Here is a 13,825-nt window from a genome sequence, read left to right as displayed (position 1 = left end):
TGTCGTCAAAGGATCAGTTGGACGCCACGAAGACGTCGAACCGGCCATCCAGAAGCTGGCCGTCGAGCGGCATGTGGTGCACGATCTCGCGGAAGGTCACGGCAGCGGACTGCAGCGTGCCCACGGCGCGGCCATCGGCCACCAGCGGACGCGGAGCCAGCGAGGTGGAGGCGACATAGCCCACCGGCGGGATGGTCTCGACGTAGGAGTACATCAGGACCGGACGCTCGGAGATCATGTCGAGACCGAGGTCCGTCATCGACACCTTGACCGCCAGCGGCGCGTAGCAGCAGCCGCCATTGGTGGTCTGCTCGCCCGAGGTGGCATCCGGGATCGGCGCGCACTCGCCCGGCGGGCGGGTCAGGTCGTCGATGTCCTGCTCGGTCAGGCCGACCTGCTGGAGGAACTCCCGCGGCACGGCGCTGTCCGGCCACATGCCGACGCGGCCGATGGACATGGCATCGGGGTTCAGCGTGACCTGGATCGGGCCGAAGACGTCGCTTTCGGCGCGCAGGTCAAGACCGACGAACTCGGTGCCAACCTGGAAGTTCGACCACTTCACGGCCTCGCCGTCGATGATCGACTCCGGATCGCCATGCAGAACGGCAATCCAGCCGGTCAGCTCGACGGTATCGGTGCCCACGCCCTCGATGGTGTAGGTCTCGGTCACCTTGGCGCGCAGCACGTCCACGCCAGCCTCCGGAAGGGTGAACTTCTGGATCGGCAGCGCCGGCAGATTCTCGATATCCATCGACGGGATCTGCGCCAGCAGCTCGTGGATCGCCAGATCCGCCGCCTCGTCGTACTGCGGGCCGGGGCCCTCGGCGAATGCCGCGCCGGCCAGCGCCAGCGTCATGCCCGCGCCGAGCAGCGCCGCGCGGCCGGTCTTCATGGTCTTGAACATCATGGTCTCGTTCCTCTTGGTTGCTATGTCAGGGTGGTGTGGAGAGGTGAAGGGAATGAAATCCACGGGCTCATTCCTCCTTGAAGGAGAAATGTTCGTGGGCGATCAGCCAGTCGGAGTCACCGCTTCTCCGAAACACCAGCGACCACCGCCAACTGGTTCTGGCAATCCTGTCGCCGCCGAGCGGCAGGTGGTTCTGCCCGGTGAGCGTGGTGATCATCACGTCATCGAGAAACTGCATCTGCATGTCGTAGGGCAGCACTTCCATCTCGCCGACCGCGCCGAGACAGGCGACCTGCGTGCGCAGGAACCGCTCCGTGCCGCGGGTCTTCCAGTTCTCGCCGCCGGAGAAATACATGGCATCGGGGCTGTTGACGTAGAGCGGGGCCATGGCGTCGACGTCCTTCGCCGCCATGGCCGCCATCAGCAGCGCCACCCGCTCCGCCACCGCCTGCACCGCCCGCTCCGAGGCATCGGCATTCGGCGGCAGGGCAAGGCTCTGGTTCACCGGCACGTCGATGGTCTGGCCGTAGGTCAGCGCCGTGGCACCCGCCTGCATGGCCAGAACCGAGAGGCTGGCCGCCAGCGCGCATCGTGTCAGGGCAAATCGCATGGATGGCATCCTTTCGGGCACGGCTTCGGGACGGTGGACACACCTCTTCCGGGGGCGCGGATGCGCCCTGCCCTTGCGGGCTTCCGGACGCTTCGGCCCGGCCTTCGAAATCGGAGTATCACCCTGTGTCGAGACTGACCTTACGCAGAATCAGCGGATGTGACTTCTCGAAAATTGGGCTTAGCCGGCCTTAGCCAACCCATTGCTTTCCCGACAAAACAATGCGGGCACGGCAAGCGTCACCGGCGGGTCGAAGACCGTCGGTTCGACCATCGCGATCCGCGTCTCCGCCACGCCGGGGCGCAGCTCCGCCCGCCCGATCAGCGCGGGCTTGAGGTTGATGAGATCCGCCATCGCGGGCCGCAGCGGCAGGCTCGCGGCAAGGCAGTAACCCTTGGTCTGGAGCGGCACCGACGTCCCGGTCCCGAGCGCGTGGATGAAGCGCCAGACGGTCGGCATGCCACTCGGGATCGGCTTTCGGAAGATCGCGGCGATCACCCCCGGTGCGCCGCTCCAGACCGGCCGCTCGAACCGCAGCCGCGCCTGCGCCGCGCCCTCCGCGCCATCCTTCAGCCCATGCGCCAGCGCCAGCACGAAGAGCTCGGCAAAGCCGGTCTCCTTCATGGTCCTGGCGTATTTGCCCGGCGGAATCCCGACCTGCGTGGTGAACTTGGAAATGAACGACCCGAGGCTCTCGAAGCCGATGTCGAAACAGGTGTCGGTGACGCTCATCTCCTCGAACACCAGAAGGCGCTTCGCCAGCTCCAGCTTCTCGGCGTTGTGGAAGGTCATCGGCGGGATGCCGGTCAGGGTTCGGAAGGCGTCGGTCAGCCGGTACTTGCCCAACCCCGCGTACTCCGCCCATTCATCCAGCGTCACGGTGCCGTTCTGTGGCAGCTTCATCTGCCGGATGACCGAGGCCACGGCTTCGGCATCCGCCGCGCGGTCCGCGACCACGCCGTCATTCTGGCGGGACAGGCCTGTCATTTCGCCTTGAACTTCTCCAACGCCAGCCGAAGCTCCTCCGGCGGCGGCACCGGCACCATGCCGCCCTCCACCGCCCGCATGCAGCCGATGGACTGCTTGCCCATGGCCATCAGCCGCGCCTGCGGGCCCTCGCCAAGGTAGTAGTCGAAGGTCATCGCAACCTTGTGCTGTTGAATGCCCTCCAGCCGCATATGGACTTCGACCTCGTCGAAGGCGTGGAATTCGTCGAAGTAGTCGCAGGAGAGGTTCAGCGTGACGAGGCGCAAATCGGCATAGATCTCTTGCAATATCCCCGGCGCATGCGCCTTGAGGAACATCTCCCGGCAGCGGCCCATCCAGCTGATGTGCTTGGCGTAATAGACGTTGCCGACGACGTTGGTTTCCTCGAAGCCGATGGGATGGCGGTAGACGAAGGCCGGAGCGACGGCGGTTGCCTGTCCGGGTGTGGCTCTTGCGATGGTCATTCTGCGGCCTCCGTGTGTGCGTGTCTCTCCTCGGGTACGGTTTCGGCGGGCAGTCCGCCGAAACAGGCGGTCAGCGGCAGCGGGGCAAGCGGGCAAGGCACAAGCGTCAACCCGTCATGCGCCCGCCCGTCGGCGAAAGGCTCCGGCAAGCCGAGCTTGCGGCGCACCTCCGCGCGGGCAAAGCTGGCGGCGTCCATGCCCTCCGGGTAGGTCTCGCCCGGATCGGTCAGGTCGCAGGCCACCGGAAAGTCCGACAGGATCGCCAGCGTCACGCCCGCGCCATGGCTCAGGCTCAGGTGACCGCCCGGCAGCATCGGCCGCCCGTCCGCCCGGCGCAGCACCTGTGCCGCGTCCAGCCCGAGCCGCGTAAGGGCCTCTGCCCTGCGGTCGCCCTCCCCATGGACAAGCGCCACCCGCACGGTATCGTCCAGCGCCTCCCGCGCCTTGCGCTCCAGCAACGCCTCCGCCAGCACCGGCGCGGCGTCCAGCACTGCTTTGGTGTCGATCGCCGCCAGCGCCACGAACCGCGCATCGCGCCAGACGAAGGTGCACGCCCCGTCCGCATCGAACCCGGCCATGTCGAAGCTGTATTCGCCGTCCTTCGCCCAGTTCTCCGTGCCTTCGATCCGCACGGTCGCGCCGATCTCGCCGAACCGCGATATCCGCGCCACGGTCAGCGGCAGCACACGCCGATGCGGCACCGCCATCTGCAGCATGTGCATGGCCGCGTCGGAGATCGCCGGATCGCCGAGCAACAGCGTCTGCGCCTCGTAGCCGCCGAACCACCGCGCCGGCCCACGGGTCACGTCGACAACCACCCGGCGCGAGGTCACGGCCCGCACCGACCGCACACAGGCAAAGCTTGGACCGTGGAAGAACACCGGCCCGTAGAGCGCCGCCGCGTCCGTGATCAAAGGCTCGCCGGTCTCATCCATGACCGCCGGAACGTCATCGGACGAATCGTCTTGCGTGTCGAACACCGCCCGCAGGCAGGGCGAGACAAAGCCGTCCTCCTCGCTGAACACCGCCGCCGAAACGCTGCCATCCGCCTCCGCCAGCGCCGCCACGCGGATGCGCAGCCCGGCGTGCGGCACCACGATGGCACGCTCGAAGGCAACGTCGCGGACCACCGGGACGCGCTCACCCAGCAACCCCGAAGCCGTCTGCGCCATGGCCTCCAGCGCCATGACCCCCGGAAAGATCTCGTGGCCCATCACCCTGTGATCGGCAAGATAGGGATCGCGCCCGGCGCCCAGCGTCGTCTCGACCACGCATTCGCTGCCGGGATAGTCGATCAGCACGTCTTCGGTGAACCGCAAAGGCATTCGCTCCTGCGGCACGATCAGGTCGGCCCGTGCACCGTAGCGCCCGGTGATGCAGACCGTGCCCGTGGCCCCGCGGTCCAGCATGTCGGTGTAGATCGCCAGAGCCTCGTCGAAGGGCAGCGCGTCGACCCCCATGGCGCCGAGCCGCTCGACGATGCCGAGCCGCTCGCCCATGCCCGCGCCGGACCAGACGGTCCATTCGAGCGAAAGCGCAGCGCAGTCCGGATGCGCCCTGCCGAAGTCTTCGACCAGGGCGCTCTGCATGGCGTTGGCCAGCGCGTAATGGCATTCCCCCTCCAGCCCGATTCGCCCGATGATCGAACCGAAGGCGATGAGCCGCGTCAGCCCGCCCCCGAAGGTGTCCAGCACGTTGGAGAGGCCCGCTGTCTTCGGCGCGAGGGTCTTCGCCACGGACTCGGCGCTCAGGTCCAGCAAGGTTTGCGGCACGTTCAGTGCGGGCGCGTAAAGGAGCATGTCGGGGGTGACATCCAGCGTCTCCGCCAAGGCCTTGACCGCCGCCGGATCGGCCACGTCGCATTGCAGATACCGCGCCGCGATGCCACGCGCCGCCGCGCTGTTCAGCGTCTCGGCAATCTCCCTGTCCTTCGCTCGGCTGCGCCCGACGAAGATCACCTCGCTTCCCGGCCCCGCCGCCGCGAAAGCGCATTCCGTGCCGATACCCCGGTGACAGCCAACGGCGAGGATGATTCTTGGCTCGGCCTCGACGGGGGCTTGCTCGGGCGTCACCCGCCCGAACACCGGGCGCGACAGGCCGCCCTCCGCGTCGAGCCGCATCTCCCGGAATTGTCCCGCACGCGCCGCCTTGCACAGCGCGTCGATGCGGGGATCGTCCTCCGCCGCCGCGCCGAGGTCGACCAGAGTGACCGCCGTGAACGCGCCTTCGACAAAGGCCGAACGCAGGAAGGCGCTGACCGGCGCACCCCGGTGCAGGACTTCCAGCCGGTCGGTCTTCCGCGCCGCCTCCTGCACGTCGGCAAACAGCCGCTCCGCCGCCGGTTGGTCGAAGACCTCCGGCACGGTGAGCCGCGCCGGCTGCCCCGCCTCGCCGTAGGGTTTCGGCATCTCTGCCGCTTCCCAGACCGTCCCGTAGGCATGGAACCAGGGCCGCACGCCATGGATGCGCCCACCGCCGGTGTCGCCACCCGTTGCGACCAGATCGGCGAGGGCATCCGCGAGGTCCTGTGCGCTGCCATCGGCGAAATCCGTGGGCGAGCCGAGGAAATTCACCCCCATCGCCCGTGCCGCTGCCGTGGCGATACGCACCACGGCGAGCGAGTTCATGTGCAGGTCGGACTGGAATTTCTTAGCGGGATCGAGGGTTTCGACGGGGAGGCCCGTCTCGGCGCAGATCGCCTGAAGGACGGTGCCCAGCGCGTCGGAGGTATCGGCGGGGGCCGAAGTCGCGGCCACCGCCACCACGGCCTCCGGGACTGTTTCCGCCACGGTGTCGGCGATGACGGGTGTTGCCGCCACGGGCGACGCCGCGTCCCGCAGCACCGACCGCGCCCCGCAGGGGTTGCTCAGCAACTCCGGCAGACGCGTGCGCATCCCCGGCCAGGTGCCGCGCCCGGCAAAGAGCGCCTCGGTGTCGATGTCCTGTCCGGCGGTGAAAAGCGCCGCGCAAACCTCCCAGAGAGGCTCCAGGCTGACCCCTTGCGAGTCGATCGCCAGCGCCTCGCGTCCGCAGGCTTCCGCCAGCCGCGCAAGCCCGGACCCGGGTCCGCATTCGATGAACAGCGTATCCGCGCCGTGGCCGGTCACGGCCGGGGCGAAAGTCACCGGCTCCACCAGTTGCGCCACCAGCCGTGCACGGAGGTCGTCGCCCGTGACCGGCACCGTCGAGGTATAGGCCCGGGGCTGCGCAATGGTCACATCGTCCAGCACCTTGGCAAACGGAGCCTGCGCCGGGACCATGTCGGCGCTGTGGAAGGCATGGGAGGTCTTCAGCGGGAAAACCTCCAGCCCGATCCCCTTGGCCCGCGCCGTGACCCGCTCCAGGGCGGCCTTCGGCCCGGCGACGACGGTTTCCGTGGGCGTGTTCAGGCAGGCGACGGAGCAGCCACCCGCGACGAGCGCGGCGCAATCGTCCGCCCCGGCGCTGATGCGCAGCATCGCCCCCTGGTCCGCGCCATGCTCGGCCATCACCGCGCCCCGCAAGGCAGCGAGCCGCAGCCCGTCTTCCGGCGTCAAGGCCCCGGCCCAGACAAGGCTGGCGAGTTCGCCGAGGCTATGGCCGATGGCATCGCTGGCCGTGACGCCAAGGCTTTCCAGAACCTTGAGACCGGCAAGGTTGGCGAAGGTGATTGCCGGTTGCGCGTTGGCGGTGTCCGCATCGCCCGGACGCACCCGCGCGGGAAGGGCCTGCGCCAGCGCCTGCAACTCCGGGAACCGCCGGAGCCAGAGCGGGGACGGCGCACGCACCGGGGCCGCCTGACCGGAGAACAGCAGGCAGATGTCCCGCCCCTGCCCGGACAGATCGGCGTGCACCCCCTCGGGGGCCTTTCCCTCAGCGCCGCTTTCAAGCCAGTCCAACGCGGACCGCGCCTTCGCCGCCAACCCCTCGGGCCGTGCCGCGACAAAGGCCAGACGGCAGAGGCCGAACTGCGCCCGCCGCGCCAGTTCCCGCGCCATGTCGGCCATTTCCGCGAGGGACAGGGTTTCCAGCACCGGCAGAACTTCGGTGAGCGCGGTGGCCAGCCCGGTCGCATCGTCGGCCTTGAACAGGAACAGCTCCGCCCCCGGATCGACCGCGTTCAGGCCCTTCGGCGCGTCGCGCAGCACGGGGCGCGGTCCGGCGGGTTTCTCCAGCACGGCGTGCACGTTGATCCCGCCGAAACCGAAACTCGACAGGCCCGCGATCAGCGGCCCCTCGCCCACCGGCATCGCTTGCGCCAGTGGCGCGACAATGCCGTCAACTTCGGCAAACGCCCGGCTCGGCAGCTCTGCCGTCACGTGCGGCGGGATGGCCCCGGCGGTGAAGCCCTGCACCAGCTTGACCAGCCCGGCAAAGCCCGCCGCAGCCTTGGTATGGCCGATGTTCGCCTTGACCGAGCCGATGCGCACCGGCTCCCGCCTGCCCGCGTTCAGAGCCGCCAGGGCACGGATTTCCGTGGGATCGCCCACCGGCGTGCCGGTGCCATGCGCCTCCACATAGGCCACGTCTTCGGGTGCGACGCCCGCCTTCGCCAATGCCCGCTCGCAGGCGAGGCGTTGTCCGTCCGCGTCGGGCCGGGTCAACCCGCCCGCGCCATCGGTGGACATGGCCCAGCCACGCAGCCGGGCGAGGACCGGCAAGCCCTGTGCCAGAGCGTCGGACTCGCGCTTGAACACCGCCACCGCCGCGCCCTCGCCGGGCCAGAAACCGTCGGAGCGTTCGTCGAACACTCGCATCCTTGTGGCGGACAAAGCCCCGTTGCGGGAGAAGCCGACCAGTTCGAACGGGTCGAGCGACAGGTCCACCGCCCCGGCGATGACCGTATCCGCCGAGCCGTCCGACAGCATCGACGCCGCGTTGTGCACCGCCAGCAGCGAGGAGGAACAGGCGCCGTCCACCGTATAGGCGCCGCCGTGGAAGTCGAAGTAGTTGGCGATCCGCCCGGCAATGGTGTTGGCGAGCCCCCCGGCGAGCGTGTCCTCCGTCGGGGCCGGAAAGCGATCCGTCAGGTGCTTGGCAAAGAGCGCCCGGAGGGTTTCCGCCTGTGCGCCATCGACGCCCGCGTCGTCCAGCGCCCCGCCCAGCACCTCGTCGAGAAACGGCAGCCGTCCCCGGGTCAACCCGGCGCGGCTGAACTCCCCGGTCAGCGTGTTCGCCACGATCACCGCCGTGTTCTGCCGACCCAGAGCCTCCGCCCCGCCGATGCCCGCCAGCACCTCCGCCGTCAGGTCCAGCGCCAGCCAGTGCGTCAGGTCCGTCGCCTCATAGCTGCCCTTCGGCACGTGGAACCGCGCCCGGTCGAAGGCCCAGTCCGAGATCAGACCAGCCAGCACCGGCGTGATCGAATCCGCCTGACCGATGCGCTCCGGCGCGTAGGCCGCGAGGGGCAGCCGGGTGGCGGGCAAGGGCCGGAAGGACCGCCGCCCGTGCATCAGGTTGCGCCAGAACTGGCGCGGGGTCGCCGCGTCGGGGTAGCGGCAGGCAAGGGCGCAGATGACGACGGCGTCGGACATGGTCTTATTCTCCAGGGGTCCGCAGGACGGCGAGATCGGCCTCCGCCCGGGCCGGATCGGACGCGGGCACGATGGCCTGCACCGCCAGCCAGGCACCGCGCAGGGCGGTCACGAGCGTCAGCGCGTAGAACAGGCCGAAGACGATGTGCAGCTGCATGAAGAGCGCATAGAAACCCGCCACCGCCGCGGCGAACAGAACCTGATTGCGCGGCTTGCCGGGAGTCGTGGCCGGGTCCGTCACCATGTAGAAGGTGAACAGGATGAAGGCGAAGCCGCTCATCGGCATCAGCGACGCACCCAGCGGCGTGCCGTTGATCGTGCTGCGGATCAGCGCCTGCAGGGCAAAACAGCCGAGCCAGGCGAAGATCAGAGTCATGCGCCCGGTCAGCTTGGTGTTGAGCAGGCTGCCGGTGCCGATGACGACCAGAGGCAGGAGGAAATCGAAGATGCCGCTGACGTTTTCGGCGAACATGTAAGGCGGCGCGATGCCGACCGAGGGGAAGAGCAGCAGCGTCGCGGTGATGCCGAAGTTCGACGGGTTGAGCACATGGCGCTGCACCGTCTTCGCCCCCATGCGCACCGGCACCCGTACAATCCATTTCGACGCGACGGCGAGCGAAGCGGCGAAGGCGACGACCCAGATCTGTTCGTTGGCAAAGAGCAGCATGCCCACCGCCAGCGCGGAGATATGCGCCGAAAGGAAGAAGGCGATGACCGTGCCGGGCGTGCCCTTGTACTTCGGCGCACGGCCGTCCACGCGGGCCTGCACCGTCTCGGCAAGGAACTCCGTGCCATAGGCCGCCGCCAGAGCCACGAAGGGCGTCATCCAGGATTGCTCGAAGCCGAGAAACAGGTGCCCCAGGATGTTCAGCACGGTGATCGCCAGCGCGAAGCGCGTCAGCCCTTTCAGCCGCTTGTCGATGTACCACCGTTCGCCAAGGCTCAGGCGCGGGGCGGGGGTCGTGTCGGCAAAGGTCGCGTCGGTCATAGCTTGGACTCCGTCATCGGCATTGTCAGATCAGCGTTTTCTGCGTTCCTGGTCTCGTCGAGCACGAGGCTGTGCCGCCCCGGCGCAAGCTGGTAGGTCTGGCTGCGCAGCCCACCCCGGTCGCGCCAGGTCGCCTCGATTTCAAGCGTTTCGGGCGGCGTTTGCCCCAGCCCGACATGCACCTGCGGCGCACGGGAGCCGGAATGGCCGTTGCTGCCGTCCACAAGCCCGACGGCCACATGCCCATCGGGAAAGCGCACCCGCACCACCGCGCCAATCGCGGGGCGCGTGGTGCCGTTGGCATTGGTCAGCCGCAGGTCCAGATCAAGCGCCTGCCCTGACTGCGTCCCGGCGTTTTCGTAGACCGCCGACCCGTCCCATTGCCGCGCCAGCGCAAAATCGAGATCGCCGTCGCCGTCGATATCCGCCAGCGCGATCCCGCGTGTCACCTTCGGCGTGCCGAGGCCAACCACCGAAGCCATGTCGTGGAACACGCCGTCCGCGTCCTGCACGAAGAAGGCATCGGAGCGGTCGCCGGAGAGCCCGTCGCCTTTGAGCAGCTGCGGCCAGACGCCGGTGAACTTCAGCAGCTCGTCATTGCCCATGGCCAGCTCGTGCAGCTCGGGCCAGCGGTCGATCGCCCCGGCGACGAAGCCGGTCGCCTGCAACGCCTCCAGCGTGCCGTCATTGTCCAGATCGGCCAGCTTCGCGTCCCAGCTCCAACCGGATCGCGCAAGGCCAAGCCGCCCGCTTTCGTTGTGGAACGGCGCGGACCGGGACCAGTCGCCGCCCGGCTCCTGCACGAAGAGGAAATGGCTTTCGTGCAGCGCGTATTCCTCCGCAATGTTGCTGACGTAGATGTCGAACAGCCCGTCGCCGTTGAGGTCGGCGAAATCGACGCCCATGCCCTTGAAGCTGTCATGCCCGAGCACCGACGAACGCGGATCGGTCAGCCCGCGCCGCGCCTCGACCACGGTAAACCGTGCCTTGCCCGGCTCCGACTGGTTCAGCAGCATCCGGTCCGGGCCGAAATCGTTGCCGACATAGAGCTCCGGTAGCCCGTCGCCGGTCAGGTCCGCCGCTGCCAGCGCCAGCGTCCAGCCGTTGGCCATCTGCTCGGTGAAGGCCTCCGAGGCATCGCCCAGCGCCAGCACGCCCCGCGCCGCGCCGCTGTTCAGGAACAGCCGGTTGGTCCCGGCATTCCACGCCCGCGACATGGAGTGCTGCATCTCCACCGGGCGCGACCCCGAGGGGTCGAGCACGCCACTCTCGTCGGGGAAGTAATTGCCGAAGGCCAGATCGCCGAAGCCGTCGCCGTCGATGTCGGTGAACACCCCGGCGTTGGAGTACCAGACCTCGCCTTTCGCGAGTTCAAAGGGCTTGAAACCCGCCGCCGTCAGGGCCCCGTCCTGACGGAAGATCACTGGCGTCCGGCCCCAGTAGTAGACCACCACATCCTGCGCCCCGTCCGCGTCCACATCCGCGAGAATGCAGCCCATGGGGGCAATCGGCGGGCCGTCCACCGCCCGCTCCGCCACCAGTTCGAAGGCACGATAGCGTTGCCCGGCATCGGCAGTCACGGGCCGCAGCGTCACGCTGTCATTGCGCGGATCGACGAGGCAGACGTCATTCGACAACCCGTCACCATCCAGATCGCCCAGCGCCACGGAGGCCCCGACGGAGGAGATCCAGCCGGCCATATGGGCGTAATCCGGATGCACCTCGCGCAGGATGCGGGTGCCCGGGTCCCGTGCCGGGTCCAGCGGGTGTTCGACGAAATGGAACCGCTCCGCGATTCCCGTCTGATCGACGGCCTTGAGGTGCGGCGCATAGGCGATCCCGAACAGGGTCAGCGCGAGGCCTCCCGCCACGAAGCGACCGGCGTAGGTCTTTGGAAATTGCTGCATCTACTTGGCCTTCCTGTGATCGGTCAAAGCGGTGGAGAGGCGCTCGCGCCAGCCTTCGTGCAGGGCGCAGGCCTCGGCGAGGGGCAAGGGCGCGGGCGCGGAGGGCATTGCCTGCCGCACCAGCCGCAGGCCGGTTTCGGGGTCCACGCCGGAGAGCGCGGCAAAGGTCGTCTGCACCGGCGGCGTATCGGTCCCGGCCCGCACATGCGCCTCCAGCGCGAAGGCGGAGCCCTGCGCCAGCCAGCGCCGCAAATCGCCGGTCTCCGCCGCGAAGGCCGCGGCCTCATCTTCCGGCAGACCGCCGGCGTAGGTCATGGCAAGGCCGAGGCCCGCCGCCACGTCGCTCCGCCGCGCCGGGGCGAACGTCGTCAATGTCTCCCAAGCCTTCGCCGCGTCGCCGCCGGAGGCAAACCACAGCGCCCGCCCCGCGCCCCGGTCCCAGGACTGCGCCGCCAGCGGGCCAAGCCGTTTCGGCGCACCCCGGGCAAAGCGCTCCGGGTGAAAGAAGCAGTCGTGGAACCCCAGCCCGTCGAAGGCCAGCGAGACCAGAACCGGGTCCAGCGCCCGCAGGATCGCCCGGGTCCGCCACGGCGTCTTGGCCATGGCCCAACCGGCGCCGACCGCCGCGAGATAGGGGTTGTTCGCGGCCGCTGCAGCAAGGAAAGCCTCCAGCCGCGCCCCGCGAATCAGCCGGAACGGAAACGCGTCGGTAATCGCCAGCGCCATGGCCGAACCTTCGACGGAGAACCCCCGAAGCGCGCGCGGCAGATCCCGGTTGTCCAACAGATCATTCATCCCACGCGGGTAGAGCGCCCGGTTGTATCCGGCGACAAAGGCCCCGGCCGACCGCTCCAGCCGGGCCTGCCGCTCACCATCGCGGGCAGCAAACCCGCGTGTCTCGAACAGAGCCTCGCGCAGGTCGATCCGCAGCACCGACAGCAGACCGAGACCGCCTTGGTCGTGCTGTTGGCCCGCGTCCAATGCTGCCGTTCCGGCCCGCGTTTCGCTCATCACATCACCACTTTTCCGGGAATTTGGCACACTTACAGGGACATCGAGCATGACACGCCACTCCCGATCCATTCGGTTAATCACCGAAATACAAAGACATTTTAGGTTTTGGTTTCTTTTCCCACTCGCCCTAGACGATAGGCACAAGACGTTTTTGACGTCAAAGAAAATTCTCGCAATTGCGTGAACCTAGCGTGATTGGACCCGCCTTCAAGGCTCTGTTCCAAGAATTTTCGCGGTGGGGTAATCCGGACTTTTCGGCACCTCGACCCAAGACCTCAGGGCCATGCGGGGCAAGGGAAAGGCCGGTTTTACAGGGGTCTGCGCCGGGCGCTGAGTCGCGGGTGATGGACGGCTCTTTCGGGCGCGGGCGGCCCGGATCCCGACCCGGGCAATCGCCTAAAAAGTGCGCGGAAACCCGCGCGAATCAGCGGTATGAAAATCCGGACGGAGCGAATCGCGGGCCGTGAGGCGGTCGCGATTCGCCCTGGCGCTCACGCCACGAGAATCGACAGCACGATCCAGAAGGCACAGAACGCCTTCACCCGGTGCGCCCCGACCTTCTGCAACAGCATCGGCGCAAGGAATGCCCCCGGCAATGCGCCCAACGTCACCATCAGGCCGAAGGACACGTCGGCGCGAACCCCGGGAAAATGCGTGGCCTGCAACCCCAGCACGGTCAACGCCGTGATCAGCACCGCAAGCCCGATGGCCTCCGATGTGCGAAAGCCGCGCAGCAGCAGATAGACTCCGACAAGCTCGCCGACGCCGATGGAAATCCACCCGACGAACAGCCCGCCGAGCAGGCCGAGGCCCAGCAGCATCGGCCCGTCGAGCATCGGGGAAAACCGCCCGTCGCCCCGAAACCGGGTCAAGGAGGAGCCGATGATCAGCACCACGAGGAGAAGGGAAATGGCCTTGTAGATCATCTTGATCGGCAAGTCCGGGCGCACGCCGCCATGGGTCGCCGCCACCGCGCCGAGCACGCCAGGCACCACCGCCAGCAGCGCGATCATCCGGTAGTCGCGCGACGAGAGCGAACCCGGGACCGGCCCCTCTGCCCGGCGCCGGGCGAGGAACGTCAGGGCGCCCATGGACATGCCGAAGGACTGGATCAGAAGGCTGGTGCCGACGATCTCCGGCTGTGGCAGGCCGAGCCGGTCGAAAGCCGGGACGAACACCACACCGCCGCCAATTCCCGTGGAGTTGGCGACCAGCGCCCCCGCAACCCCGACCAGCGGCAGGAACCACATGCGGACGATCTCGCCCAGATCGGTCAGTAGCAACAGAAGCACCGGAACCGACACCACGAGCGCCATCCGCAAGAGCCGGTACGGATCGCGCAGCCGCTCCGGCAAGCCGCCTGGCAGGCGGTCAATCTCGATGCTCGGATCGGGTTCGGTGGTCATGGCGCATCTCCTTGGGGATCCGGGGGACC

At 68.2% G+C, this 13,825-nt stretch carries 9 protein-coding genes; all 9 read right to left on the bottom strand.

All coding sequences use genetic code 11. The features are described 5' to 3' along the window. Nucleotides 1-13 precede the first annotated feature (13 nt). Nucleotides 14-907 (bottom strand): DUF6073 family protein, encoded by an 894-nt coding sequence (locus tag ACP159_RS16660; protein WP_425100861.1) that lies wholly within the window; start codon nt 905-907, stop codon nt 14-16. A 67-nt stretch (nt 908-974) separates the two neighbouring features. Next, nucleotides 975-1,517: a YybH family protein gene (locus ACP159_RS16655; RefSeq protein ID WP_425100860.1), complete on the bottom strand. Its 543-nt coding sequence runs from the start codon at nt 1,515-1,517 to the stop codon at nt 975-977. Between the two features lie 180 nt (nt 1,518-1,697). Continuing rightward, complete coding sequence (locus ACP159_RS16650; RefSeq protein ID WP_425100859.1) at nt 1,698-2,504, bottom strand: helix-turn-helix domain-containing protein; 807 nt, start codon at nt 2,502-2,504, stop codon at nt 1,698-1,700. After that, nucleotides 2,501-2,968: an acyl-CoA thioesterase gene (locus ACP159_RS16645; RefSeq protein ID WP_425100858.1), complete on the bottom strand. Its 468-nt coding sequence runs from the start codon at nt 2,966-2,968 to the stop codon at nt 2,501-2,503. The genes ACP159_RS16650 and ACP159_RS16645 overlap by 4 nt, the downstream gene beginning before the upstream one ends. Next, a complete protein-coding gene (locus ACP159_RS16640) occupies nt 2,965-8,481 on the bottom strand; it encodes an SDR family NAD(P)-dependent oxidoreductase (protein WP_425100857.1) in 5,517 nt (1,838 codons plus the stop codon). Before ACP159_RS16640 ends, ACP159_RS16645 begins: the two co-directional genes overlap by 4 nt. A 4-nt stretch (nt 8,482-8,485) precedes the next feature. Then, nucleotides 8,486-9,469 carry an enediyne biosynthesis protein UnbU gene (locus ACP159_RS16635; protein WP_425100856.1) on the bottom strand — a complete coding sequence of 328 codons (984 nt, stop codon included), beginning with the start codon at nt 9,467-9,469 and terminating at the stop codon, nt 8,486-8,488. Then, nucleotides 9,466-11,376 (bottom strand): FG-GAP repeat domain-containing protein, encoded by a 1,911-nt coding sequence (locus tag ACP159_RS16630; RefSeq protein ID WP_425100855.1) that lies wholly within the window; start codon nt 11,374-11,376, stop codon nt 9,466-9,468. The genes ACP159_RS16635 and ACP159_RS16630 overlap by 4 nt, the downstream gene beginning before the upstream one ends. Continuing rightward, nucleotides 11,377-12,387 (bottom strand): DUF1702 family protein, encoded by a 1,011-nt coding sequence (locus tag ACP159_RS16625; protein WP_425100854.1) that lies wholly within the window; start codon nt 12,385-12,387, stop codon nt 11,377-11,379. A gap of 494 nt (nt 12,388-12,881) precedes the next feature. Then, complete coding sequence (locus ACP159_RS16620) at nt 12,882-13,796, bottom strand: sulfite exporter TauE/SafE family protein (RefSeq protein ID WP_425100853.1); 915 nt, start codon at nt 13,794-13,796, stop codon at nt 12,882-12,884. Nucleotides 13,797-13,825: the final 29 nt, after the last annotated feature.

It is taken from the genome of Tropicibacter sp. S64, from assembly GCF_049803835.1.
Lineage (GTDB): Bacteria > Pseudomonadota > Alphaproteobacteria > Rhodobacterales > Rhodobacteraceae > Pacificoceanicola.
This window is presented reverse-complemented; position numbering and strand designations above follow the sequence as displayed.

Bases quoted from the DNA above. Each gene is read 5' to 3' on its own strand.
- ACP159_RS16660 (WP_425100861.1), bottom strand. From the start codon at position 907: ATGATGTTCAAGACCATGAAGACCGGCCGCGCGGCGCTGCTCGGCGCG.
- ACP159_RS16655 (WP_425100860.1), bottom strand. From the start codon at position 1,517: ATGCGATTTGCCCTGACACGATGCGCGCTGGCGGCCAGCCTCTCGGTT.
- ACP159_RS16650 (WP_425100859.1), bottom strand. From the start codon at position 2,504: ATGACAGGCCTGTCCCGCCAGAATGACGGCGTGGTCGCGGACCGCGCG.
- ACP159_RS16645 (WP_425100858.1), bottom strand. From the start codon at position 2,968: ATGACCATCGCAAGAGCCACACCCGGACAGGCAACCGCCGTCGCTCCG.
- ACP159_RS16640 (WP_425100857.1), bottom strand. From the start codon at position 8,481: ATGTCCGACGCCGTCGTCATCTGCGCCCTTGCCTGCCGCTACCCCGAC.
- ACP159_RS16635 (WP_425100856.1), bottom strand. From the start codon at position 9,469: ATGACCGACGCGACCTTTGCCGACACGACCCCCGCCCCGCGCCTGAGC.
- ACP159_RS16630 (WP_425100855.1), bottom strand. From the start codon at position 11,376: ATGCAGCAATTTCCAAAGACCTACGCCGGTCGCTTCGTGGCGGGAGGC.
- ACP159_RS16625 (WP_425100854.1), bottom strand. From the start codon at position 12,387: ATGAGCGAAACGCGGGCCGGAACGGCAGCATTGGACGCGGGCCAACAG.
- ACP159_RS16620 (WP_425100853.1), bottom strand. From the start codon at position 13,796: ATGACCACCGAACCCGATCCGAGCATCGAGATTGACCGCCTGCCAGGC.